This window comes from Silvania sp., from assembly GCF_051656365.1.
GTDB classification, from domain to species: Bacteria; Pseudomonadota; Gammaproteobacteria; order Enterobacterales; family Enterobacteriaceae; genus Enterobacter; species Enterobacter hatchlandensis.
In genome coordinates, this window is sequence record NZ_JBOGBT010000035.1 from 96336 (window position 1) to 121127 (window position 24792).

Annotated in this window: 17 protein-coding genes and 1 pseudogene; 4 read left to right on the forward strand and 14 right to left on the reverse strand. The window is 58.5% G+C overall.

From position 1 onward, the window contains the following. Positions 1 to 2: 2 nt before the first annotated feature. From recD to rppH, 12 genes are all read right to left on the reverse strand, one after another. The gene (gene recD / locus ACRDD5_RS06635) at positions 3 to 1826 is read right to left on the reverse strand and encodes an exodeoxyribonuclease V subunit alpha (protein WP_438676268.1); all 1824 of its coding nucleotides are present in this window, start codon (positions 1824 to 1826) and stop codon (positions 3 to 5) included. Continuing rightward, positions 1823 to 5368, reverse strand: coding sequence for an exodeoxyribonuclease V subunit beta (gene recB, locus ACRDD5_RS06640; RefSeq protein ID WP_438676269.1), 3546 nt, complete (start codon positions 5366 to 5368; stop codon positions 1823 to 1825). The genes recD and recB overlap by 4 nt, the downstream gene beginning before the upstream one ends. Then, positions 5365 to 8247 carry a pitrilysin gene (gene ptrA / locus ACRDD5_RS06645; RefSeq protein WP_271281665.1) on the reverse strand — a complete coding sequence of 961 codons (2883 nt, stop codon included), beginning with the start codon at positions 8245 to 8247 and terminating at the stop codon, positions 5365 to 5367. Before ptrA ends, recB begins: the two co-directional genes overlap by 4 nt. Before the next feature lie 141 nt (positions 8248 to 8388). Continuing rightward, positions 8389 to 11763 (reverse strand): exodeoxyribonuclease V subunit gamma, encoded by a 3375-nt coding sequence (gene recC / locus ACRDD5_RS06650; protein ID WP_438676270.1) that lies wholly within the window; start codon positions 11761 to 11763, stop codon positions 8389 to 8391. 12 nt (positions 11764 to 11775) lie between these two features. Next, positions 11776 to 12099: a prepilin-type N-terminal cleavage/methylation domain-containing protein gene (locus ACRDD5_RS06655; RefSeq protein ID WP_271281663.1), complete on the reverse strand. Its 324-nt coding sequence runs from the start codon at positions 12097 to 12099 to the stop codon at positions 11776 to 11778. Continuing rightward, positions 12084 to 12488 carry a DUF2509 family protein gene (locus ACRDD5_RS06660; protein ID WP_271281662.1) on the reverse strand — a complete coding sequence of 135 codons (405 nt, stop codon included), beginning with the start codon at positions 12486 to 12488 and terminating at the stop codon, positions 12084 to 12086. Before ACRDD5_RS06660 ends, ACRDD5_RS06655 begins: the two co-directional genes overlap by 16 nt. Then, a complete protein-coding gene (locus ACRDD5_RS06665; protein WP_438676271.1) occupies positions 12485 to 13048 on the reverse strand; it encodes a prepilin peptidase-dependent protein in 564 nt (187 codons plus the stop codon). The genes ACRDD5_RS06660 and ACRDD5_RS06665 overlap by 4 nt, the downstream gene beginning before the upstream one ends. After that, a complete protein-coding gene (locus ACRDD5_RS06670) occupies positions 13039 to 13503 on the reverse strand; it encodes a prepilin peptidase-dependent protein (RefSeq protein WP_438676272.1) in 465 nt (154 codons plus the stop codon). Before ACRDD5_RS06670 ends, ACRDD5_RS06665 begins: the two co-directional genes overlap by 10 nt. A 183-nt stretch (positions 13504 to 13686) precedes the next feature. Beyond that, on the reverse strand, positions 13687 to 14481 hold the full coding sequence (thyA, locus tag ACRDD5_RS06675; protein WP_438676273.1) for a thymidylate synthase: 795 nt from the start codon (positions 14479 to 14481) through the stop codon (positions 13687 to 13689). Between the two features lie 6 nt (positions 14482 to 14487). Next, positions 14488 to 15360, reverse strand: a complete 873-nt coding sequence (gene lgt / locus ACRDD5_RS06680) for a prolipoprotein diacylglyceryl transferase (RefSeq protein WP_438676274.1) — start codon at positions 15358 to 15360, stop codon at positions 14488 to 14490. A gap of 191 nt (positions 15361 to 15551) precedes the next feature. Next, positions 15552 to 17798 (reverse strand): phosphoenolpyruvate--protein phosphotransferase, encoded by a 2247-nt coding sequence (gene ptsP, locus ACRDD5_RS06685; RefSeq protein ID WP_438676275.1) that lies wholly within the window; start codon positions 17796 to 17798, stop codon positions 15552 to 15554. Between the two features lie 12 nt (positions 17799 to 17810). Next, positions 17811 to 18341 (reverse strand): RNA pyrophosphohydrolase, encoded by a 531-nt coding sequence (gene rppH / locus ACRDD5_RS06690; RefSeq protein ID WP_032613763.1) that lies wholly within the window; start codon positions 18339 to 18341, stop codon positions 17811 to 17813. 454 nt (positions 18342 to 18795) lie between these two features. Between rppH and ACRDD5_RS06695 the strand changes: the two are divergent. The 4 genes and pseudogenes from ACRDD5_RS06695 to ACRDD5_RS06710 form a co-directional block, all read left to right on the forward strand. Beyond that, a pseudogene (locus ACRDD5_RS06695) lies at positions 18796 to 18870 on the forward strand (hypothetical protein); the annotation flags it as partial. Positions 18871 to 19026: 156 nt separating this feature from the next. Continuing rightward, the gene (gene mutH, locus ACRDD5_RS06700) at positions 19027 to 19719 is read left to right on the forward strand and encodes a DNA mismatch repair endonuclease MutH (RefSeq protein WP_438676276.1); all 693 of its coding nucleotides are present in this window, start codon (positions 19027 to 19029) and stop codon (positions 19717 to 19719) included. 127 nt (positions 19720 to 19846) lie between these two features. Beyond that, positions 19847 to 20065: a YgdI/YgdR family lipoprotein gene (locus ACRDD5_RS06705; RefSeq protein ID WP_271281655.1), complete on the forward strand. Its 219-nt coding sequence runs from the start codon at positions 19847 to 19849 to the stop codon at positions 20063 to 20065. Positions 20066 to 20193: 128 nt separating this feature from the next. Further along, a complete protein-coding gene (locus ACRDD5_RS06710; RefSeq protein WP_438676277.1) occupies positions 20194 to 21234 on the forward strand; it encodes an NADP(H)-dependent aldo-keto reductase in 1041 nt (346 codons plus the stop codon). Positions 21235 to 21330: 96 nt separating this feature from the next. Here the strand turns inward: ACRDD5_RS06710 and lplT are convergent, their stop codons facing one another. Both lplT and aas read right to left on the reverse strand, forming a co-directional pair. Beyond that, complete coding sequence (gene lplT, locus ACRDD5_RS06715) at positions 21331 to 22524, reverse strand: lysophospholipid transporter LplT (protein WP_271281653.1); 1194 nt, start codon at positions 22522 to 22524, stop codon at positions 21331 to 21333. Next, positions 22517 to 24676, reverse strand: coding sequence for a bifunctional acyl-ACP--phospholipid O-acyltransferase/long-chain-fatty-acid--ACP ligase (gene aas, locus ACRDD5_RS06720; protein ID WP_271281652.1), 2160 nt, complete (start codon positions 24674 to 24676; stop codon positions 22517 to 22519). The genes lplT and aas overlap by 8 nt, the downstream gene beginning before the upstream one ends. Between the last annotated feature and the right edge of the window lie 116 nt (positions 24677 to 24792).

Sequence of the window (24792 nt, forward strand, 5' to 3'; positions counted from 1 at the left end):
ACTCACATCGCTTCAAAAATGGCACTCAGGCCGCTACGCCGCTCCGTACGGGTGACAACAGCCTGCGCCAGCACGCCTTCGTCGGCATACAGTGACAGCCGCTGACGGGCGCGGGTGATAGCGGTGTACACCAGCTCCCGCGTCACCACGGGTGACATTTGTACCGGCAGGATCAGCGCCGCATGATCGAACTCAGAACCCTGAGATTTGTGGACCGTCATCGCCCAGGCGGTTTCATGCTCCGGCAGACGGCTGGGTTGGACGGACTTGACGCTGCCGTCCGGCATCTGGAACCACACGCGCAATCCCTGACCTCTCTCCAGCGCAATCCCGATATCGCCGTTGAACAGCCCCAGCGCGCTGTCGTTGCGCGAAATCATCACCGGCCGCCCCTCAAACCAGCGAGAATACGGCTGATGGCTGATCCGGCGTTTTTGCACCAGCACCTGCTCCAGCTTCTCATTGAGCCCGGCGACGCCAAAGGGCCCATCGCGCAGGGCGCACAGCAGCTGGTAGCGTCCGAATGCGGTCAGCACCTCTTCCGCAGGCGCCTGCTGGTGGACGGTGTCAAGAAAATGCCGGTAGCCCAGCAGAGCATCCTCGAGCATCGCCATATACTCTTCGCCACTCTGCAGCTGCTTTTTCTCGATATCGTTGAATCCGCCGTCAAACACCGCACGCATGGCCTGTCGATCGCCGCGGTTCACCGCTGCCGCCAGCTTGCCGATACCGGAATCGCTGCCAAAACGGTAGCTTTTTTGCAGCAGGCACAGGCTGTCGCGCAGCGCACCCGCCACCGGGCTGACGTTGCCTTCCATCTGACACCCGGTCAGCTCAGACAGCTCCTGTGCGCGCTGGGCGGTAAAGCCCGCGCTGGCCCAGGTACAGATATCACCCAGCACCGCCCCCGCTTCTACGGAGGCCAGCTGATCGCGATCGCCGAGGAAAATCACCCTTGCATGGGGCGGTAAAGCGTCGATCAGGCGCGACATCATCGTCAGGTCGATCATCGAGGCTTCGTCCACCACCAGCACGTCCAGATGCAGCGGATTCCCGGCATGGTAGCGCAGACGCTGGCTGCCGGGCTGCGCGCCGAGGAGACGGTGCAGCGTGCTGGCCTCGGCCGGGAACAGCTTGCGCTGTCCGTCGGTCAGGGGCAGCGTTTGCAGCGCCCCGCCCAGCGACTGCGTTAAGCGCGCGGCAGCTTTCCCGGTAGGGGCAGCCAGCCTGATGCGGCACCGCCCTTCCCCCGCCATCTGGATCAGCGCCGCCAGCAGCCTGGCGACGGTGGTGGTTTTGCCGGTTCCCGGCCCGCCGGAGATCACCGAGATACGGCGGGTTAACGCCACCGCCGCCGCTACCTTTTGCCAGTTGACGGCTTCGTCAGAGGCAAACAGCGCGTTCAGGGTGCGCTGCATTTCGCGACTGTCATGCACCAGCGGCTGGTTGGCCTCGCTAAAGAACCCGGCCACCGCCCGTTCGTAGCGCCACATCCGGTTGAGATAGAGCCTGTCGCCAATCAGCACCAGCGGCGTGGGCAACTCGCCGTTACTGACCGCCGGCGAGCGCAGCAGCGTCTGGGGCCAGTCCAGCGAGTCGTCGTGCAGCGCAAAACAGGCCTGCAGTAGCGCAGGGGTTTTCGCCTCTGCCCGCAGCTGCGACAGCGGCAGGCAGACATGCCCTTCTCCCGCATCGCGACTTAACAGCGCCGCCGCCAGCATCACGGCGGGTTCATCGTTACCCGCCACCATCATTGCGAATTGAACGTCCAGGCGACGCAGCACCCTCTGTTCTACGGCTTCCAGTAGCAGTTTCTGCATCGTCATTGCGCAAGCTCCTCTTTGCTGGCGGCAAATAGCCTGTCCATGCGATCAATTAACACTACATCCGGACGGGTGGCAAAGCACCCTGCGCCCGGCGCGCTGCCGTCCACCCCGCGTAAAAAGAGGTAGATAACGCCGCCGAAATGCCGCTGATAGTCGTAGTCAGCAATGCGGTGACGCAGGTAGCGGTGCAGCGCCAGGGTATAGAGCTGATATTGCAGATCATAGCGGTGGGACTGCATCGCTTTGGCCATCGCCTGCGGGGTATAAGACTCGCTGTCTGCCCCCAGCCAGTTGGATTTGTAGTCCAGCAGGTAGTAGCGGCCGTTGTGACGGAACACCAGGTCAATAAAGCCTTTCAGCATCCCGCGCACCTGGCGGAAATCGAGCGGTGGGCACTCCTGTGAGAGTGGATCGTGCTCGCGGATCAGGGCATCCAGCGCATCGGCGGTCAACGGCCCGGCGATGGGCAGATAAAACTCCATCTCCACCTGCTTGTCCGCTTCGCGAAGCTGGTTCAGAGCGATCCCCTCTTCGTTGAGCGGTGCCTGCAGAATCTGGTTTACCCACCCGGTCAGGACGGGCTCCCAGCGGACGTCATAGCCGCCTTTTTGCAGCATCTCCAGCATCCACTCGGGGTCGACTGGTTGCGTAAAATCGAGTTCCTCAAACAGGCTGTGTAAAAAGGTGCCCGGCGACGCGCCACGCGGGAACTGGTGCGGGGTCAGCGCCGGCTCCGGGGCCACGTCGCCAACGCCTGCGGCATCGACGTCGAGCCGCGGCATCAGATCCTGGGCGACGCTGTGCCCGTGCTGCTGCAGGCCGGAATAGCTGGTCACCCGCCAGTCATCGTACAGCACGCGGGCAATCTGCCGCGCCTGCAGATCCGGGGTTAGCGGCGCCGGCATCTGCCAGCGGGCGGTGTCGGCGACCCCGGCCACCTGCAGCGCAATGTGCTCATTGCACAGGGTTTGCAGACACTGACGCAGGCCCACCGCGTCTTTCGGCTCGCCCTGCTGGATCAGCCGCCCGAGCGCGCTCAGATGGAAATCGCTCTCGCCAGATTTGTCGCCGCGACGGCGAAACAGCGGCGCGACACCTAAGCTGCAATGCCATACGGATCGCGTCAGCGCTACGTACAGCAGGCGTAGGTCTTCCGCCAGCCGTTCGGCTTCGGCAAGCTCTACGCTGTCGTCGGCCTGGCTTAAGTCAAGCACTGCTTCGAAGGTTTTGCGATCGTGATAAAAGGCCTGGTCCTGTACGCGGTAATTGGCGATAAACGGCAGCCACACCAGCGGATACTCCAGCCCTTTCGATTTATGGACGGTGACGATTTTGACCAGATGTTTGTCGCTTTCAAGGCGCATCTGCTGGCTGGAGGCGTTGCTGTTCGGATCGGCGATATGCTGCGCCAGCCAGCGCACCAGAGCATGCTCGCTCTCCAGCTGGGTTCCTGCCTCCTGCAACAGTTCGCTGATGTGCAAAATATCGGTCAGTCGGCGTTCGCCCCCGGCTGTGGCCAGCATGTTTTCGGCGATGTTGCGCCGGGTCATAATGTCACGCAGCATCGCCATTACCCCGCGCTTCTGCCAGCGCTCGCGGTAGCGGGTAAACTCTTCCACCGCCTCATCCCACAGTTCTTCACTGTTATTGAGGGTGTCGATGTCGAGCGCGGTCAGGCCGAGCATCGAGCTTGCCAGCGCGCTGCGCAACGTGCTTTCGCGCTCGGGTGCCAGCACCGCCTGCAGCAGCCAGAGCATCTCCTGCGCTTCCAGGGTTTCAAACACGCTGTCGCGATTGGAGAGATACACCGACGGAATGTGCAGCAGGGTCAGCGCGTCACGCACCAGCCCCGCTTCCAGACGGCTGCGCACCAGCACCGTAATGTCAGACGCCTTCACCGGCTGGGCTTCATCGCCCCGGTAGAGGATTGCGTCGCCGCGTACGCCCGCACTCAGCCAGTCGCGGATTTGCGCCGCGCAGTGCTGGGCCATAAAGGTTTGATAATCTCCGACGCCGCAGCCTTCGCCTTCCATCAGCCAGACGTTCATCGCGGGCTGTGTTTTGCCGTGCAGTTCAAAGCGCAGTCCGGCATTTCTGGCGGCGAATTTGACCGGCTGAAAGGGGATTTCACGGAACATAAAGGCATCGTTCATCTGTGAAAACAGGCTGTTCACGCTCTCGACCATTCCCGGTGCCGAGCGCCAGTTGGTGTCGAGGGTGTAATGGGCCGCAACTTCGCCACGCGCCTTCATGTAGGTAAAGATATCCGCGCCGCGAAACGCATAGATAGCCTGTTTGGGATCGCCAATCAGCAGCAGCGCGGTGTCCGGCTGCTGGCGCCATATACGGCGGAAAATACGGTACTGCTGGGGATCGGTATCCTGAAATTCATCAATCATCGCCACCGGGAAACGGCCCCGGATCGCCGCCGCCAGCGCGTCACCGTTTTCACTGTTCAGGGCGGCATCGAGGCGGCTCAACATATCGTCAAAGCCCAGCTCGCCGCGACGACGTTTTTCACGCGCGACGGCTTCACGGATCTCCGCCAGCGCGCGGGTGATCATCAGATCGTTGAGGGTCAGCGGCTCAGCCAGCAGGGTGTCGATAGCGGAAAACAAAGGATGTTCCGGCACCACGCCACCCGCTTTGGTGCGTTCCGCCAGGAAGGTCTGGGAGAACTTTTCCAGCGCGTCGGGCAGCTGATAGCTGTGCTTCTCCTCCTGCGCCCAGGCGGTAATACGTTCGACATATTTTGCCTGATTACCACGGTTAAACTTGCGCCGATCGATGGCGGAATTTTCGATAACGGCGTCGATTTCGCCCACGCTTTCAGACCACTTTTGTTTCATCCCGGCGATGAGAGCGACGATCTTCTCATGGCGGGAGGCCAGCGTTTCATCCGCCGGTGGTGGCGATTTGATGACGGGAGCTTCCCCCTGCAGATAGCGATCGATGGCCCGGAGCAGCGCTTCCGGGCCTTTCCACTGATTGTGAACCGCTTCGGCAATATCGCGCGGCAGCGGGTAGCAGTGGCGACGCCAGAAGTCCGCACAGGCCTGATAGCGTAAGGCTGACTCGTCTTCAATCAGCTGCTGCTCAAACAGCATCCCGGACTCGAAGGCATTGAGGCTGAGCATGCGCTGGCAGAAACCGTGGATAGTGAACACCGCGGCCTCATCCATCTGCCGTTCGGCCAGCAGCAGCCATGCCGCCGCCTGCTGTTTATCGACGATCTCATCCAGCAGACGGGCATATAAGGGGTTATCGGTGCTTTGCCGTAGACAGGCGATGCGCAGCTCATGAATGTTGGCGCGAATACGCCCGCGCAGCTCTTCTGTTGCGGCTTCGGTGAAGGTCACCACCAGCAGCTCTTCCACGCTCAGAGGGCGGGAAAAGGCTGCGCTGTCGCCCAGTTTGAGCAACAGTCGCAGATAGAGTGCTGCGATGGTAAAGGTTTTTCCGGTTCCCGCTGAGGCCTCTATCAATCGTTCCCCCTGTAACGGTAAACGTAGGGGGTCAAGGGACTCAGCGGTATCGGTCATTCGTTCTTACTCCTGGGCATAGATTGCTGCAATTCACTCACGCTCTTCCAGACGGTCCAGCCTTTCGGTTGGGTATCGGTGGCTTGCTTACTCTGGCTACCGGACACCTGCGACAGGATAGCCATCCCCTGCGGGGCAACCACCGCCTGATGGAAGAAGTCGGCCACTTTCTGCGGCGTGAGCTGTTTGATCTCGGCCACTACTTTATCACGCGAATCGAAGCGCATATTACCCCGATCAAAATCTTTGCTGATCCTTGAGGCCTCTTCACCCAGGGTTTGTGGCGGCTGAGTGACCTGGGTAATGACGGCCTGCTGGATCTGAGCAAATTCTTCAGGTTTTAAGGCTCTCAGCTTCGCTTCTGCCTGCGGGAAGAAGGCCTGGAAACGCTCCCAGAGATAGGCTGGCTGCTTATCGCTGCTTTGCAGCAGGAAGCCCATTCCCCACTGGCGACCAACGTTCATGGAGAAGGCGAACACCGCATAGCCGAGCTGCTCTTCGGTGCGCAACTGGTTGTAGAACCACGGCTGAACGATTTGCCCCAGCACTGCGCTGTACGCCGAGCTGGCATATTCGTCATAGCCCGTTGGGACAAACACCGCCGCCAGCGCAGAATCGGTGCTGCTGCCTGCTTTATCGAAAATGACGTTCTGCTGTTTATCCACCAGCACGTCCTCGTTACGGCACCATTCGTTACCGTTGGCACCCAGCTGGCTGCGGACGTTTTGCGCCAGCGTTTTGGCCTGATCTTCGCTCATGTTACCGACGACCAAAAACTCCGGTCTGGCGTTGGTTTTCAGGGCTGCCCGATACGCCATCACCTCTTGCAGCGTGATGGAAGGCAGCAGCGCCCGGCGCTCTTCGCGCTGGAAGTAAGGAATTTGCGACAGCATCTGCACCGGCATAATGGCCTGGTCGAAGGCTTTACCCTTCTCGGCAGAGTCCATCATCTGGGTATACCAGGATTTCGCCTGCGCCAGCTGATCGTCGGTTGCGGTGTAGCTGAAATACCCATTCAGCAGCGCCTCGAACAGCTGCGGTAAACGCTGAGTGTAGCCGTTGGCATTGAGCATCAGGCCATTGTTGGCATTGGTGGAGAAACTGATCCCACCTACCGCCGCCTGGTTGCTGAGCTGATCCAGCGCGATCCCGGCCAGGTAGTCGTTCAGGGCAAACAGCACCTGATTTTTGGCGCTATCCATCGCCTGTGGATTACGCAGCACCATGCTGACGTTGGCTTTCGGTTCGCTGGCAAAATAGCGGCTCGGGGTGTAAACCACGCGCAGGTTGGACTCATCCACAATCAGCTGCGGCTGCGGATAGTCTTTCACAGGTTTAATCAGCGTGAAGTCTTCCGGAATATAGGGGTTCAGTTCCGGCAGCTTGAGCGCAATCCCGGCGGCTTTCTGCTGCCAGTCGGCGAAGGTGTTTTCGCTGATTTTGTCCACCTGATACTCGGCATTCACAAAGTAGGCGGTTTTGTTATGCGGTTCGTTCGGGCTGATGTACCAGATACGCGCATTCTGCGGCGTCATCATTGCCAGACGAGCTTTTACAGCGTCGGCATCATACCGATCCGCAATGTTAACGGCATCCAAAGTATGCGCGACCGGCACGCGGATCATGGTGTCAGCCAGCCACTCGACATAGTCCATATCGCGGGTGATTGACGGGTAGCGGAAGTCGAGATCCAGCACGTGCGCCAGCTCGTCAAAGTAGCGTTTATCCACGCCTTTTTCACGCAGCAGCGAGAGATAGCTGAAAATGGCCGCGACAACTTCATCCCGGTGAGCCAGCCCTTTGTCGGTTAAGGTGGCGGAGATCGCCAGTACGCCGCTGTTGCCGTTGACAACAGGATCGGAGTCGGCGCGAATGCCTTCCACCAGCCCCTGATTTTGCAGCCAGTCAGAGAGCGTGTCAGGGCTACGGTTGCCGATCAGGTAGTTCACCAGTTCATCGGTTTTACTGCGGAACTGGGCGGTGTTGTTATCAATACGAAACTCGACGCGCAGCACCTTGCGCGGCATCGCAGGAACGTAATGAATGATTAAGCCTTTCTGCGCATCAGTCACCACCGGTACGGTGGTTTCCGGTTTGGCGATATCTTTATTCGGCACCCGGCCGTAGGTCTGGGCTGCAAGCGTTGCCAGCTCAGGCAGCGGTTTGTTGCTGTACACCACGGCCTTCATCAGGTTGGCGGAGTAATACTTGTCGCGGAAGGTATGCAGCGCGTCGAGAACCGGGCTGTCAGGTTTGTCGCTCAGCGTCTCGAGATTACCACCGGAAAAACGCGAGCCAGGGTGCGCCGGGTTAATGGTTTCTGCACTGACCTGGGCCATGCGCATCCCGTCCCGGGTGCGAGCCATGGTCAGCTCGGCGTTAACGGCATTACGTTCGCGATCGGCATATTTTTTATCCAGCAGCGGTGCGGCAATGGCGTCCGCAAGGCGATCGACTGCGCCTTCCAGCGCATCGTTTTCCACTTCCAGATAAAAGGCAGTACGGTACGGCGCGGTGCTGGCGTTATGGCTGCCACCGTGCATTTTTAAAAATTCGGCAAGGCTGTCAGGCTGCGGATACTTCTTTGAGCCCATCAGCGTCATGTGCTCAAGATAGTGCGCAAGGCCAGGATGAGAGTCAGGATCTTCCAGCGAACCGACCGGCACGACCAGCGCCGACAGAGATTTAACGGCCTGTGGATCGGACACCAGCAGCACGATCATCCCGTTATCAAGACGGATCGCCTGATACTCACGGGTATCTTTATCGCTTTTGCGAATCGTTTCCTGAACGGGTTGCCAACCGGTGTTTGCCTGACTGAGGGGTGCCCAAAGGGCGACGAACAAAACCAACGTTTTCAATAAGGTGCTGCCTGACATTCACTACCTCTTCATCATGGACATCATCATTAACACACTTCGTGCCGGGCAAGCCAGCATCTCTTAATGGCGGTACATCAGTCCATGACAAGATGGGCATCATAAATGAATGCCCAAATCTGCGCAATTTTTATACAGACGTCAGGACGATTTAAATCTATACAACGGTAACAGGTAGCGCCGGGCCTCATCGGTGATGGCATCGAAGTATTCTGGCTCAAGGGTTCGCCACAGGCGTTGATACCAGACATCCTCTCCTTCTCCGCGCACCATCATGTTACCTTCGTAGGCCTGCAAAAATTTACTGCGCGCTTTTTGCAGAGTGGCCTCATCCGTTAACATGGCATCATTCGTGGCGTCATAACAGGCTTTAATCCACGCCCCCCCACTTTCTGGCAGCAACAGCAGCGGTTTATTCATCCCCTGCTTAAAGCCTTCGATAAACAGCGAGAGATGCTCCATCGCCTGCACGGCGGGCAGCGCCGGGAAACGCCATTCACCGTCTTTGCGCACGAACAACCGGCTTTCACCTTCACCGCCGCTCGCACAGTAGACAAGGTGTTCCAGCCAAAGTTGCAGACCTTGTGAAACGCTGAGCATCGATGGCCGCCAGCGCAGCAGCCCGTCCGCCTGCACATGCTGCAGCCAACCCGTCAGATTGATACCGTTGCAGTGAAGATCGATCTCCATGCTTTTGCCCGGCTGGCGGCACTCAATCACCCTGCCGGCCAGCGCTTGCATCTCCTGACACTGGGCATCCCAGGCGATTTCACCAAAGGCACCGTAAGGGAGCTGACCCGCCGCACGATAGCGACGGAACAGCACCTGCGCGTCTTCCTCCTCCACCAGCGCATTCAGCAACTGCTGGTTGAGCTGATAGCGGCTTAACCCCTCGAGAGTAAACGGCTCTTCATCCGGGATCTCGCTCTCTTCAGAGCGGAAGTTAACCTGCAGGCGCATCTGGAAAAAAGCGCGCACCGGGTGGGCCCAGAAGCGCTGGAGCTGCTCAAAGGCCAGGGTATCAACCTGCCGCGGCGCCAGGGTCTGGATAAAATCGCTGTGGGCTACCCCTTCTCGCTTCGCCGCCGGGAGCCACTCCCGGGCGTAGCTCTGCTGCTCGTTGTGCTCATAGTTCACGGCATCAAACGGCATCCGGCTGTGACAGCAGGTGATATGCGCTTTCACCCGCCGTTCACTTTCATCACAGTTAAGCGCTTCGTCGCCCGGCAGGTAATGGCTTTGTCCAATATAGTCGACCAGCTCCTGTACCAGCACCGAGGGGAAACGCTCACTGTTATCCTGAATAGAGCGTCCGATATAGCTGATGTACAGTTGCTGCTGGGCGGAGATCAGCGCCTCGAGGAACAGGTAGCGATCATCATCCCGACGGCTACGATCCCCACGCTGCGGTTTTTGACTCATTAAATCAAAGCCCAGCGGTGCCAGCGCACGCGGGTAGACCCCGTCGTTCATGCCCAACAGGCAGACGACCTTAAAGGGAATAGAGCGCATTGGCATCAGGGTGCAGATATTGACCGGCCCGGCCAGGAAGCGCTGGCTGATCCGCTCCTGATCGAGGCGCTGGGTGAGTTCATCCCGCAGCAGCGACAGCGGGATCGCTTCGCCATAATGCGACGAGAGCCCCTCTTCGATAATGGCCTGCCACTGCTGCTCAATGAGCGCCATCGCGGCTTCGGTTTCCTGATCCGGCAGGAAAAAGTCATTCAGCATCTCGCGGCAGACCGGCAGCCAGGCCTCAAGCGGCCGCGTCTGCATTAGCTCCCGTCGCCAGCGGTTAAGCTGCATCAACAGCGAGGCCAGATGCCCCACCAGCTCGGCAATTAACCCGCTGGATTCGTCATACGGCAGGACGGCATTCCATTCGCCCTGACTGCTCTCCATGGCGTAGCCGAGCAGCATGCGCGTCAGGCCAAACTGCCAGGTGTGCTGGCCGGTAACGGGCAGTTCAAACTCCTGCACGTTGTCGTCATCCATCCCCCAGCGCACGCCCGACTCGTTGACCCACTGGCGCAGGTAGCGCAGGGCGTCTTCATCAATATCAAAGCGGGCCGCCAGTACCGGAACATCCAGCAGCGCCAGCACGTCTTCAGGAACAAAGCGGCTGTCCGGCAGGGAAAGCAGGCTGACAAAGGCCTGCAGCGCCGGATGCGACTGGCGCGCACGCCGGTCCGATATCGCAAACGGCAGATAGCGATCGCCGGTGGCGCTGCCGAACACGGCCTGAATATAGGGGCTGTAGCTGTCGATATCGGCCACCATCACCACGATATCGCGCGGCGTGAGCTCAGGATCGTCTTCCAGCATCGCCAGCAGTTTGTCATGCAGCACTTCGACTTCGCGCTGCGGGCTGTGACAAAGGTGCAGCGTCACGCTGCGATCGTCGGGGTCCAGCAGGCGTTTGCTGTCGCTGCGGGCGAACTCCTTCGCATTGATGCCCTCCACCGAGCGCTTCTCAAGATCCAGAATATCCAGCTGCACGTTATGCAACAGGCTGTCCGGGGTGATCTCGGCAAAGGCATCCACATCCCCTTCACCGGAAGCGGTCAGTTCGGAGAGCATGTAAATATAGTCGCGCCCCAGCTTTCCCCACGAGGCCAGCAGTGGGTTAGGTAAGTTTTGCACACCCGCGTCGTCAAAGAGCTGCTCCGCCGTACTGCTGTCTTTAAACAGCGGCACCGTGCGCTCATCAAACAGGCGGCGACGCTGGCGCGTCACAATCCGGGAGAGCCAGCGGGCATCCTGAATATCGCCCCAGTAATGGCGGCAGGGGTTGGTGAACAGAATATGGATATCAATGTGTCTGCCCAGCGCATTCAGCGCCTTCAGGTAGACCGGCGGCAAAGCGGAGATGCCGCAGATAAAGACCCTCGACGGCAACCCGGCGGGCGTCTCGGTTGCTGTGTCCAGCGTGCTGATAAAACGATCGTAGAGATTTGCACGGTGCCACTGGGGCTGGCCCAGCTTTTCGGTGTGTTCGACCAGCGCCTTCCACAGCGGTGCCTGCCAGATTTGAGCCTGGTCGAGGCCATCGATCAGTTCGCCTGCTTCCCAGCGCGTCAGCCATTCCGGGCGATAGACCAGATACTGGTCATAGAGATCCGCCGTCCGCGACGCCAGTTGGAACAGCTTCCGCTTGTCGGTATCGTCGTTAAGGTAGTGGCGCAGCATGGTGAATTCATCCTGCGGCAGCATCTCAGGCAGTAGCGACATCAGCTTCCAGCTCATGCTCTGCTTGTTGAATGCGCTCTGTTTCGGGATCTCCGGCAGCACGCGGACAAACATATCCCAGATAAAGCTGGCGGGCAGCGGGAAGTCGATATTGGCGGCAATACCAAACTTTTGCGAAAGGGACATCTGCAGCCACTGCGCCATACCGGTGCTCTGAACCAGGATCATTTCCGGTTCAAAGGGATCGTCGAGCCTCTGTTGCTCGACAATAAATTCCATCAGCGCTTCCAGCACGTCCAGACGGTTTGAGTGGTAGACCCTTAACATCGCTGCTCCCAACTACTGGCTAACCGGGCAGTGCAGGCGTGTCATCTGACCCCGCCGACCCAGAGGAGAAATAAGTGTGACCGAGATGCTGACACATCCGGCCTGTGTTGTCTGCATTCGGTTCACCTGCCAGCCCGCGGGGAGTTCTGCGGGCGTGAGCTGCGACTGATTCCAGACCTGACGCCAGACCTGGCGGTACTGCTCCAGCGCCACGAACCGGCTGGCTAAAACACGATGATAGCCCGCAAGCGCAGTGACCACGATAACCATTAGCATCATGGCGAGTAACACTTCCACGATGCTAAACCCCTGCTGTTTCGCTACGGTTGCTGACACAGCGCACTCTCCTTAAGCGGGCAAAAGTCACTCCAGCCGTGCGGCAAAAAGACAACACCCTCGGCGCTCACCTCCCCCAGCCGCCACAGCGTGATGCCACCACTGCTGGTGATAAGCACGGCGCGCTGCGCCAGGATACGCAGGCAGGCGCGCCACGGCTGCTGCGGATGCTGCTGGCACGCCGCGTCCGCATCCGTCGGCCAGGGAAGCGTTCTGCCCCACTCCAGCGCCGACTGGGCTGTCGCCTGATGGTAAAGGGCCTCGCTGTCGGCCCTGACAATGCGCATCAGGGCATCAAGCTGCTGGTTGAGTCCGGTCAGCATCAGGCTGCCCAGCATTAATAGCAGGAGCACCAGCGCCAGCGACGACATTCCCTGCTGGCGGCTCATAAGTTAAACCCGGTGACACGATGATGCGCTTCAAGGTTACCGCCACGCGCTCCTTTAAAAGAGGCACCCAACGCGATGCTTAACTCTGGCGCGAACCCCGCCCGCATGATGCGCTGCACCTTAAAATGCACCACGGTGAGCCTGGCGGGATCGGTCACTCTCTCCCATCCCTTGCCGCTGCACTGCGTAGCGCCCCGTAGCGTCTCCAGTGCGCCATCGTTGAGGCGAAACCCCGTCTGTTCCGCAGCGGTTGGGGGCGTCGTCTCCCAGCGGCCATTGCTGTTCTCGTCCCACTGCACAATGATGCATTCGCCGCCCTGAGCAATCTTTAGCGCCTCGCCCTGGCACTCGCCCGCGCAGTAGCCCGCCCGCTGCAGGTGCTTACCGATGCCGGCCATCCGCAGCCAGACCTCCTCTTCACGTTCCTGCTGCTGCGTCTGTAGCAGTATCGCTCGCTGCAAACCGGGTAAAAACCGCGCCGCGCTCATCAGCAGGACGCTGCTTATCGCCATCGCTATCAGGACTTCGGTCAGTGAAAATCCCTGCTGGGTTACTGGCATGCGAATCCTCCCTTGCCGTTGCACATGCGGATGCGCCCCCAGGACGAGACGATAATCAGCCATTCGCCGGCCTGGCTTTGCAGGCGAATTCGCCCCGCCCAGGCGGTATCCCGCAGGCCATAAAACCCCAGCGCGGGCGTAATCTCGGTGATGTGAATATCCGGCCACAGCGGGATGAGCGCAAAGGCGCTGTCGGCCTGACACGTGGGGATATCGGTTTTGAGCAGACACCACTGCTGGCCGTCCTGCTTTAGCGCCACGACGTGATCCCGATTATGTCGCCAGGCGTCGTTGCGCAGCACTACAAGAAAATCCCGCACCTGGCGCGCCGTCTGCCAGAGTTGCTGCTGTTGCTGCCAGCGTCGCCAGCCGTACAGACCCGTCGCGCTGAGCGTAACGATGAGTGCGACGGCGACCAGCATTTCAATGAGCGTAAAGCCCTTTTCCTTTTTCATGACGCCAGTGTGACGGGGCAAGAACAGCAATTCGAGGCGCAGTTCAGAGATTGTCGAGGCGGGTTCAGCACTTTCTTGCGGTTTGCAGCGCGTTGCGTATAAGCCGGAAACAGGCTCGCAAAACCATAATTTGGGCATAAAAAAACCGGCACACAAGGTGCCGGTTATGTCAGGCTTGCGATATCAGATGGCCACAGGGGCTTTGATGCCCGGATGCGGGTCGTAGCCCTCGATGTCGAAGTCTTCAAAGCGGTAGTCGAAAATGGATTCCGGCTTACGCTTAATGACCAGCTTGGGCAGCGCACGCGGCTCGCGGGACAGCTGAAGATGGGTCTGTTCCATATGGTTGCTGTACAGGTGGGTATCCCCGCCGGTCCAGACAAAATCACCCACTTCCAGCTCGCACTGCTGAGCCATCATATGCACCAGCAGTGCATAGCTGGCGATGTTGAACGGTAGGCCGAGGAACACATCGCAGGAGCGCTGGTACAGCTGACAGGAGAGCTTGCCATCCGCCACATAGAACTGGAAAAACGCGTGGCACGGTGCCAGCGCCATTTTGTCCAGCTCGCCCACATTCCAGGCAGAAACGATAATACGGCGCGAGTCCGGATCGTTTTTCAGCTGGTTCACCACGGTGGTGATCTGGTCGATATGGCGGCCATCCGGCGTTGGCCAGGCGCGCCACTGCTTGCCGTAGACCGGGCCCAGATCGCCATTATCGTCTGCCCACTCGTCCCAGATAGAGACGTTGTTCTCACGCAGGTACGCGATGTTGGTATCGCCCTGCAGGAACCAAAGCAGCTCATGAATGATTGAGCGTAAATGGCAGCGCTTGGTTGTCACCAGCGGAAAGCCATCCTGCAGGTTGAAGCGCATCTGGTGGCCAAAAATGGAAGTCGTACCGGTACCGGTGCGGTCATTTTTTGCCGTGCCCTCATCGAGCACTTTTTGCATCAGTTCAAGATACTGTTTCATGATGACTCAGGAGACCTGTTGCTGTGGACGACGGTACGCCCAGACCATCATCGCGATACCCGCGACAATCATCGGAATAGAGAGGATCTGCCCCATGCTGATGTACTGTACCCATTCACCAGTGAATTGCTGATCCGGCTGGCGGAAGAATTCCACGATGATACGGAAGGCACCGTAGCCAATCAGGAACAAGCCAGATACCGAGCCCGTCGGACGCGGTTTGCGGATAAACAGGTTCAGAATGATAAACAGTACCACCCCTTCCAGCGCCATCTCGTACAGCTGTGACATATGACGCGGCAGGGCACCGTAGGTGTCGAACAGCGACTGCCACTCAGGATGTGAAGGTAGCAGAGCAAGATCTTCGGCACGCGACTGCGGGAACAGCATGGTAAACGGCACGCTCGGATCGACGCGGCCCCACAGCTCCCCGTTGATAAAGTTACCCAGACGACCAGCTCCCAGCCCGAACGGGATCAATGGCGCAATAAAATCAGCCACCTGGAAGAAGGTACGTTTGGTGCGTTTCGCGAAGATCATCATCACCAGGATGACGCCAATCAGGCCGCCGTGGAAGGACATGCCGCCATCCCAGACGCGGAACAGATAGAGCGGATCGCTCATGAACACCGGGAAGTTGTAGAACAGCACATAGCCGATGCGCCCACCGAGGAAGACGCCGAGGAAGCCTGCGTACAGCAGGTTTTCTACTTCGTCTTTGGTCCAGCCGCTGCCAGGGCGTTTGGCGCGACGGCCTGCCAGCCACATAGCAAAGACGAACCCGACCAGATACATCAGGCCATACCAGTGAAGCGCTACGGGTCCAATTGAGAAAATGACCGGATCGAATTCCGGAAAATGCAGATAGCCACTGTTCATCTGTCACCACAAGATGTTGATATTCCGCTGAAAGTGGACAGCGGTAGAGACGTGCGCGAGGGGTTGCCTGCGCTCCAAAGTTGCGAATCATAGCACAAGCGGGCGGGGAGGATGCGCCCGAGATGTAAAAGATGTGTATAGAGACGTCGCACGTTTGTATCCCTCAGCCCAGCGCTGAGGGATACCCGTTGTTAACGCCCGCCGCGGATCAAACCGCCCATTCCGCGACGCTCCATAAAGGCCGCCACCTGGTGGCGTACTTCGGTTGCCAGCTGGGCTTCCAGACTGCGGGTCGCCAGCAGCTGCGCCTCTTCTAAATCAATGTGGCGCAGCAGGTACTTCACGCGGGCCACGGAGCGACCGTTCATGGACAGATGATGGAAACCGAGGCCAATCAGGATCGCCACGCACATGGAGTCCCCCGCCATCTCGCCGCACAGGCGCAGGTCGATGCCGTGGGTTTGCGCCTCGCGGGCAATCATCGCCAGCGCCCGCAGCATCGCCGGGTGCAGGCTATCGTAAATGCTCGCCACGCGGGTGTTGTTGCGATCCACCGCCAGCATGTACTGGGTCAGGTCGTTGGTGCCCACCGAGATAAAGTCAACGCGATTGGCCAGCTGTGGCAGCATAAAGACCATCGACGGGACTTCGAGCATCACCCCCAGCCGGGGTTTTGGAATCTCGTAGCCGATCATCTCTTCGACTTCGCGCCCGGCACGTTCGATCAGTCGTCGGGCTTCGTCGATTTCGTCAATGCTGGTCACCATCGGCAACAGAATGCTGAGGTTCCCGGTCGCGGCATTGGCGCGCAGCATGGCGCGCACCTGAATAAGAAAGATCTCCGGCTGATCGAGGGTGATGCGAATGCCGCGCCAGCCCAGACAGGGGTTTTCTTCGCTGATCGGCATGTACGGCAGTTGCTTATCCGCGCCCACGTCCAGGGTACGCAGCGTCACCGGCTTGTCGTTGAACATCTGCAACATGCCCTGATACTGCGCTACCTGCTCCTCTTCCGAGGGGAAGCCGCTCTGCAGCATAAACGGGATTTCGGTGCGGTAAAGACCGATGCCATCGATGCGCCCGCCAAGCTTCTCTTCATGCGCCGGACTGAGACCGGCATTGAGCATCACTTTGATCCGCTCGCCGCTTTTCAGCGCCGCAGGCTGATTAACATCGTCTTCTGCCAGACGGCTCAGCTCGTTCTCTTCGCTGATAAGTCGCTGGTACTCCTGCAGCAGAACCGGCTCAGGATCGACCAGCAGCTCACCGCGATAGCCGTCCACCACCAGCGTGCGGTGGTGCAAGGCCGACGGCTGGATATCCGCCCCCATGACGGTCGGGATCCCCAGCGCGCGCACCATAATGGCGGCGTGCGAGTTGGCCGCACCGTCGCGAACCACAATCCCGGCAAGTCTGTCCTGCGGCAGTTCCGCAAGGGTGGTGGCCGAAAGCTCATCGGCCACCAGCACAAAGCGCGGCGGCCAGGTGTTCGGCCCCTGAATGGTGTCATCGAGATGGAACAGCAGGCGCTGGCCCAGCGTGCGCAGGTCTCCGGCACGCTCTTTAAGATAACCGTCGGTTAAGGTGGCAAACTGCTCAGCGAATTTCTCAATGCTCTTTTTGACTGCCCACTCGGCAACCGACCCGTTATCCACTTCGGTAAACAGCTCTCGACGCAGTCGGGCATCAGAAAGCAGGTGGGAGTAGAGATCGAAAATGGCGGCGGTTTCTTTCTGCGCACCGGCGGCAAAACGTTTGCTGTAGCGGCGAAACTCGTTAGCCGCCTCTTCCAGCGCACCGGTAAGACGCTCGCGTTCAAGCGCAGTATCCAGCGTGGACGCTTCGTAAACCTGTTCCATCAGCGGCAGGGTGGCATCCATCCAACCTTCGGCAATCGCCACGCCGGGCGACGCGGGCAAGGCACGAATACGCGTCTGTCGGTACTGACCAAACAGCGCCGTTAACTGAGACTGGGAGAGGATCGCCGCCATTTGCGTGGCCAGCGTAACGAGGAAAGACTCTTCACTTTCATCGTATTGCCGCAATTCACGCTGCTGGACCACCAGCACGCCAAGCAGCTGGCGGCGCTGGATAATCGGCACGCCAAGGAACGCCCGAAAGCGTTCTTCTCTTACTGCAGGAATATATTTAAAGCTGGGGTGCTTCTGTGCATCGGCAAGGTTGATGGGTTCAGCCAGACGCCCGACCAGGCCCACTACGCCTTCATCAAAGGCGAGCGCAACGGTACGACCGCGCGGTTTTTTCAGTCCGCGCGTCGCCATCAGGTAATAGCATCTGCGGTCATGGTCGGCCAGATAAACCGAACAGACTTCGGTTTCCATTGCAAGGCAGATGTCAGTGACCAGAATATCCAGCGCCTCGTTGAGCCGTGGAGCACTGGCCACCTTCTCGACTATTTCGCGCAGGCGGGTGAGCATAATGTGCGTAGCTTAACCTCTTTTACGTCGCCAGGCAGGTGCGCTCTGTGGTTTAGGAGGGGCCTCCTGAAGCATCATCACAGCACTTGCGAACTCTTTCATCACCCTGCGGTAAACGTCGCGCTTAAACGACACGACCTGACGAACGGGATACCAGTAGCTAACCCAGCGCCAGCCATCGAATTCAGGCGTGCTGCTGGTTTGCATATTGATATCCGCATCGCTGCTCACCAATTGCAGAAGAAACCACTTCTGTTTCTGGCCGATACATACCGGCTTTGTGTCCCAACGCACCAAACGCTTCGGTAACTTGTAACGCAACCAGTTGCGGGTCGAAGCCAGAATGCGGACATCCTTACGGCTTAAGCCAACTTCTTCGAACAGCTCCCGATACATCGCTTGCTCTGCGGACTCTCCCGGGTTAATTCCCCCTTGGGGAAATTGCCAGGAGTGCTGACCATATCGCCGGGCCCACATAACCTGCCCCTGGCGATTACAAATTACGATACCTACGTTCGGGCGGTAGCCATCGTCATCAATCACCGGACTACCTCAAACTAAACCTGATATATGAATGATTGTTTCACACTCCAGTGAGGCGGTAAACCACTCTCTTACGGGCCTGGAGCCGAATAACATTTGAATAACTCACAATTATCATCAGAGTTATAAACAGATGAGCGGTCGGATGCGCAATTTTATTCACTTTTTCTGTGGATAGAGTTGTGAAGAAGTTCGTGATTACCGATGGACAACCTAAACTGCCCCGGATAATGCAGAATTTTCTTATCTTAATAAAATTCTATATTTCATTTAGTTAGCGTTATAAAATTGCAACAAACAACGTATAGTGTGATACAGGTCACTCTTAAGATCTGCGCGTTGATGAAAGATCGAGCAGCGTCGGTTTTATCCACAGATTGTGCCAATAAGTTAGTCACATTTTGTCGAGTTTTTCGATTTTCATCGCACGTCAAGGCTGTAAATGGAAACAGTAGTGGGGGTTATTCCCAGTTATCCCACTTTTCTGTGGATAAGTAGGTGTAAGATCCTGTTTATTGCCAGTGACCAGATTTGAACAACCTGAAGCTCAACCGCTAGCCCGCCACAAAGTTTGACTTAAAAATATAGATAAATCATCAACCTGGCACAAGCAAAAAGAAAAAGTTAAACTCTCTCTGTGCGGTGGAAAACTACCGGTCATTTTTTAACCAACGGATACATTATCATGCTTCCCCTCGTCCCGATGTCCTCACCTCCTGAAACGGAAGCGGCTTTACTGCAGCAGGCACAACGTCTGGCGGGTTACTCGCTGGGAGAACTTGCCGCACTCGCCGGCCTGCCGATCCCGGCGGATCTTAAGCGCGATAAAGGCTGGATAGGCGTGCTGCTGGAACTGTGGCTCGGGGCCAGCGCAGGCAGCAAACCCGAGCAGGACTTTGCCGCCCTGGGCGTGGAGCTGAAAACCATCCCGGTCGACAGCCAGGGCCGACCGCTGGAGACAACGTTTGTCTGCGTAGCGCCGCTCACTGGCAATACGGGGATCACCTGGGAAAGCAGTCATGTGCGGCATAAGCTCAAGCGCGTACTGTGGATGCCGGTCGAAGGTGATCGTGCGATCCCGCTGGCGGCGAGGCGCGTCGGTGCACCGTTAATCTGGAGCCCGAATGAGGAAGAGGATCGTCAGCTGCGGCTGGACTGGGAAGAGTTGATGGACATGATTGTGCTCGGTCAGGTTGAGCGCATCACGGCCCGCCACGGTGAAGTGCTGCAGCTTCGGCCAAAGGCGGCAAACAGCAAAGCCCTCACCGAGGCAATTGGCGCACGCGGCGAGTCGATTTTAACCCTTCCGCGCGGTTTTTATTTGAAAAAGAACTTCACGGGTGCCCTGTTAGCACGTCACTTTTTGCTGAATACCTGATTTTTGGCGCGATTTGTGATGTTTTTAACAGAATCGTCGGCTTTTTAAGATTTTCCCTCTTTCGGGAAACCCGCTCAGCAGTTATTACTACACTAAGATCTAACACGAACCAGGTGAGGTGATAAAAATGAAAAAATGGGCAGTGATAATCTCGGCTGTTGGTTTAGCGTTTGCCGTTTCTGGTTGTAGTAGCGATTATGTTATGGCGACCAAAGATGGTCGCATGATCCTGACCGACGGCAAACCCCAAGTCGACGATGATACCGGTCTGGTCAGCTACCGCGATCAGCAAGGTAATAATATGCAGATCAACCGCGATGATGTGTCGCAAATTATCGAACGATAATGCGTAAGGTCAGCGGCTGGCTGGCCTTTTGATTTTTCTCTTCCCCTTTTGCTTCCCCTCTGCCATGTTTATATCCCGCTGTCGGGAGGTTCCTGACGCCGTTAACATGTCCAATAAGGAAGCCGGCTATGCATTATCACCGTATCCCCCATAGTTCTCTTGAGATAAGCCAGCTGGGGTTGGGCACGATGACATTCGGTGAACAAAATAGCGAAGCCGATGCCCATGAACAACTCGATTACGCCGTCAGCCAGGGCATCAACCTGATCGACGTCGCTGAAATGTACCCCGTGCCGCCGCGCCCGGAGACCCAGGGATTAACCGAGACCTACGTCGGCAACTGGCTGGCGAAACGCGGCAACCGCGAAAAGCTGATTGTTGCCTCTAAGGTCAGCGGCCCTTCCCGCCTTAATGACACCGGTATCCGCCCGAATCAGATCCTCGATCGCAAGAACATCCGTGCAGCGCTGGATGACAGCCTGAAGCGCCTGCAGACCGATTATCTCGACCTCTATCAGGTGCACTGGCCGCAGCGTCCAACCAACTGCTTTGGCAAGCTGGGCTACAGCTGGAGCGACGGCGCGCCGGTGGTGACGCTGCTGGAAACCCTGGAAGCGCTGACCGAATGCCAGCGCGCCGGGAAGATTCGCTACATTGGCGTCTCTAACGAAACGGCCTTTGGGGTGATGCGCTATCTGCATCTGGCGGATAAGCACGACCTGCCGCGCATCGTGACCATCCAGAATCCTTACAGCCTGCTGAACCGCAGCTATGAGGTGGCGCTGTCGGAAGTTACGCAGTATGAAGGCGTTGAGTTGCTGGCGTACTCCTGCCTGGGCTTTGGCACGCTGACCGGTAAGTACCTCAACGGCGCACAGCCTGCAGGGGCGCGTAATACGCTATTCAGCCGCTTCACCCGCTACAGCGGTGAGCAGACGCAGAAAGCGGTGGCGGCCTATGTGGATATCGCCAAACGCCACGGGCTCGATCCAGCGCAGATGGCGCTGGCCTTTGTCCGTCGTCAGCCGTTTGTGGCCAGCACCCTGCTGGGCGCAACCACTCTGGAACAGCTGAAAACCAACGTGGAAAGCCTGCATCTGACGCTAAGCGAAGAGGTGTTAGCGGAGATTGAAGCGGTGCATCAGGTGTATACCTATCCAGCTCCCTGATAAAAGCAAAAAGGCAACGTCAGTTGCCTTTTTTACTGTTTGCGCCCTCTCCCGTGGGAGAGGGTTAGGGTGAGGGCATCAAGCCGCACATGACGTTTACCGACGTCGCTGCCATAGCCACAGCGCCGCGATCGCCAGCGCAAACAGCCCACCGAATCCGACGCCAATGCCCACTACCGGCACACCCACTTTCACGGCCAGCGAGTAAACGCCCAGCATCAGCAGCATGGCGGCGTTCTCACCCAGGTTTTGCACCGCAATGGCATTGCCTGCCCCGACGGTATGCTTGCCGCGCTCCTGCAGCAGAGCGTTAAGCGGTACCACGAAGAACCCGCCGAGGATCCCCATCAGGAACAGCAGCGCATACGCCGGTAACAGCGCGTGCTGCAACGAGAACAGCAGCACCACCACGCCAATCAGCACCCCGGCTGGCATGCAGCGGGCGACCGTTTGCAGCGTCACCAGCTTTGCCGCCGCACCCGCACCGACGACGATCCCCACCGCTACCATCGCATTAAGATAGGTTGGCGTGGCGTTGTCCGTGATCCCCAGCACCGTCGGCACCCACAGCACCAGCAGGAAGCGCAGCGTGACCCCCGCCCCCCAGAACATGCTGGTGCCAATCAGTGAGAAGCGGGTTTCGCCGTTATGCCACAGCACCCGGCAGGCGTTGAAGAAGCTGGCGGTCATGGGGGTGAAGCGCCAGGACTGACCCGGACGTGCCGCCGGCAGCTTAGGAATAAACAGGTTCGCCACCACTGCCCCGGCATAAACCACGGCGCACACGCCCAGCGCGGCCAGCACATGCCAGTCAGCCAGGATGCCGCCAGCCATCGAGCCCAGCAGGATCGCCGCAATGGTCGACGACTCCATCAGACCGTTAGCTTTAACCAGCTTATCGCCAGTAGTGAGTTCCCCCAGGATGCCATACTTGGCAGGTGAATAGGCCGCAGCCCCGATCCCCACCAGCGTGTAGCCGATAAACGGGTTCACCCCGACGCAGATACTGGCTGCCCCCAGCAGCTTCAGGCTGTTGGCGAACATCATCACCCGGCCTTTGGCAAAGCTGTCCGCCACCTGGCCGACAAAGGGGGCGAAGACGATATAAGCCCCAACAAACACCATCTGCAGGATCGGCTGGCTCCAGTCCGGGTACAACTGCGACTTCAGCAGCGCCAGGGTGGCAAACAGCAGCGCGTTATCGCCAAAGGCCGAAAGGAACTGCGCGGCGGTAACCGCCATCATCCCCTTCGACCAGATGGAGGTGTTAGTGGGTGCTGACTCACTCATGATGCGACTCCGCCTGTTCAACCATGCCTTTCAGGGTGACAAAATCCGGTTTGCCGCTGCCCAGCAGCGGAAGTTGCTTCAGATAGCGAATATCGCGCGGTACGGCCAGCTCCGGGATACCGTGCTCGCGCGCCCGCTGGAGCAGCTGCTCGCGCGTAAGCTCGCTGTCGGTGGTAAACAGCACCAGCGCCTCGCCTTTACTGGCATCGGCTTTTATCGCTGTCGCGTGCATTTTGTCAGCCGATACCGACAGCGCCAGCTGCTCGACCATCTCCAGCGACACCATCTCGCCCGCGATTTTGGCAAAGCGTTTAGCCCGGCCCTGGATCTGCACGTAGCCCTGATCGTCGAAGCGCACGATATCGCCGGTGTCATACCAGCCGGTTTCCACCTCTCCCTGGGCGTTTTCCGCCGTTGGCGCTTCCAGCACCCCGGGGTTTTCCACCCGCAGATAGCCGTTCATCACGTTCGGGCCTTTCAGCTGCAGGCGACCGCCCTCTTCAATACCCGGCACTTCCAGCAGCCGCGCGTCCATTCCCGGTAAAATACGCCCGACCGTGCCGGGCTTCGCCGCCATCGGCACGTTAATAGAGACCACCGGCGCGCACTCGGTCACGCCGTAGCCTTCCAGAATGCGCAGGCCAAACTTGTCCTGCCAAAGCTGACGGGTGCTCTCCTGCAGTTTTTCCGCTCCGGCCACCACGTAGCGCACACGGTGGAAGTCATACGCATTGGCAAAGCGCGCATAATGGCCCAGGAAGGTGGAGGTGCCAAAAATCACCGTACAGTTACGGTCATAGGTCAGCTCCGGCACAATGCGGTAGTGCAGCGGGCTGGGATAGAGAAACACTTCCGCACCGGTCAGCAGTGGAGTGAGAAGCCCCACCGTCAGGCCGAAGGAGTGGAACAGCGGCAGCGCCGACATAAAGCGATCGTCGGCGGTAAAGTCGGCGATGGTTTTAATCTGTTCGACGTTAGCCAGCAGGCTTTTGTGGCTGTGCACGACCCCCTTCGGGTTCCCTTCGGAGCCGGAGGTAAAGAGGATAATGGCCGCATCTTCCGGCTGCTGTTTTACCTGCGCCAGGTGCGGGGCCAGAAGGTGGGCAAAGATCCACAGCTTGTCACCGGTGGTGACCTCGGCTTTGAGATCTTCCAGGAACACCCAGCGTACCTGGGTCAGCTGTTCCGGCAGGTGCCAGAGCTTGCCTTTATCGAGGAACGTGCGTGAGGTAAAGACCGTGTTGATCTGCGCGGCAGTAATGGCGCTGCTCAGCCCTTTTACCCCGGCGGTGTAGTTCAGCATCGCCGGGATGCGCCCGCGTGAAACGGCGCCAAAAATCACCGCCGCGCTGATGCCCGCAGTGGGCAGCATCAGGCCAATCTTTTCGCCCTGCTGGCTGTATTTTTCAAGAATACGCCCGACAAACAAGGTCTTGGTCAGCAGCTTGCGGTAGGTGTCGGGAGCGAAGTTAATGTCGTCGATGCAGTGTTTCTTTGCACCAAAGCGGGACATCGCCGTCAGCAACGACTCGTACAGCGTTTCGCGTGGGCGCACCGCCATTCGGGCTTCCATCATAATCTGATGCAACATTTCACCGGCGATTTTACGCCGATCGCGGGCGCGGGGCGCTTCGGGCATCGGCAACGACGTTGGCGGCAGCAGATGCAGGGTAATGCGCGGAAACAGGCGCTGTTTCACTCGCCCTTTCAGGCGGCTGAAGTGGGTCAACTCGGCCCCTTCGATGCGCAGCGGCACCACCGTAGCGCCAGATTTCGCCGCCACAAAACCCGCTCCGTCATAAATTTTCATCAGCGAGCCGGTTACCGAAATCCGCCCTTCGGGGAAGATCACTACCGGACGCCCCTGCTCGATCAGGCGCACCAGATGTTTGATCATCATTGGCCTGGTGGGATCGAGCGGAACAAAATCAATCAACTTCGTTAACCAACGCATGTACCACTGCTGGCTGACGGAGGTATAGACCGCAAACACCGGGCGCACGGGCAAAAATAGCGCCAGCAGGATGCCATCAATAAACGAAACGTGGTTGGGGGTAATAAGAACGCGATCGGCGTGTAATGACCGGGTGTCGCCAGTCAGACGCACACGAAAGAGAATACGGAACAGCGTGCGGAAGAACCCAAATAGCATTTCAACTCCCTGTGCCAGTCAATTTATCGGGTTGCGGAAAATTGTGGCAGATTACACGAGAAGTGTAGCAGGGGCGACAGCTGTGTTCAGACAAAAAAAAACCTGCGCATCTGCGC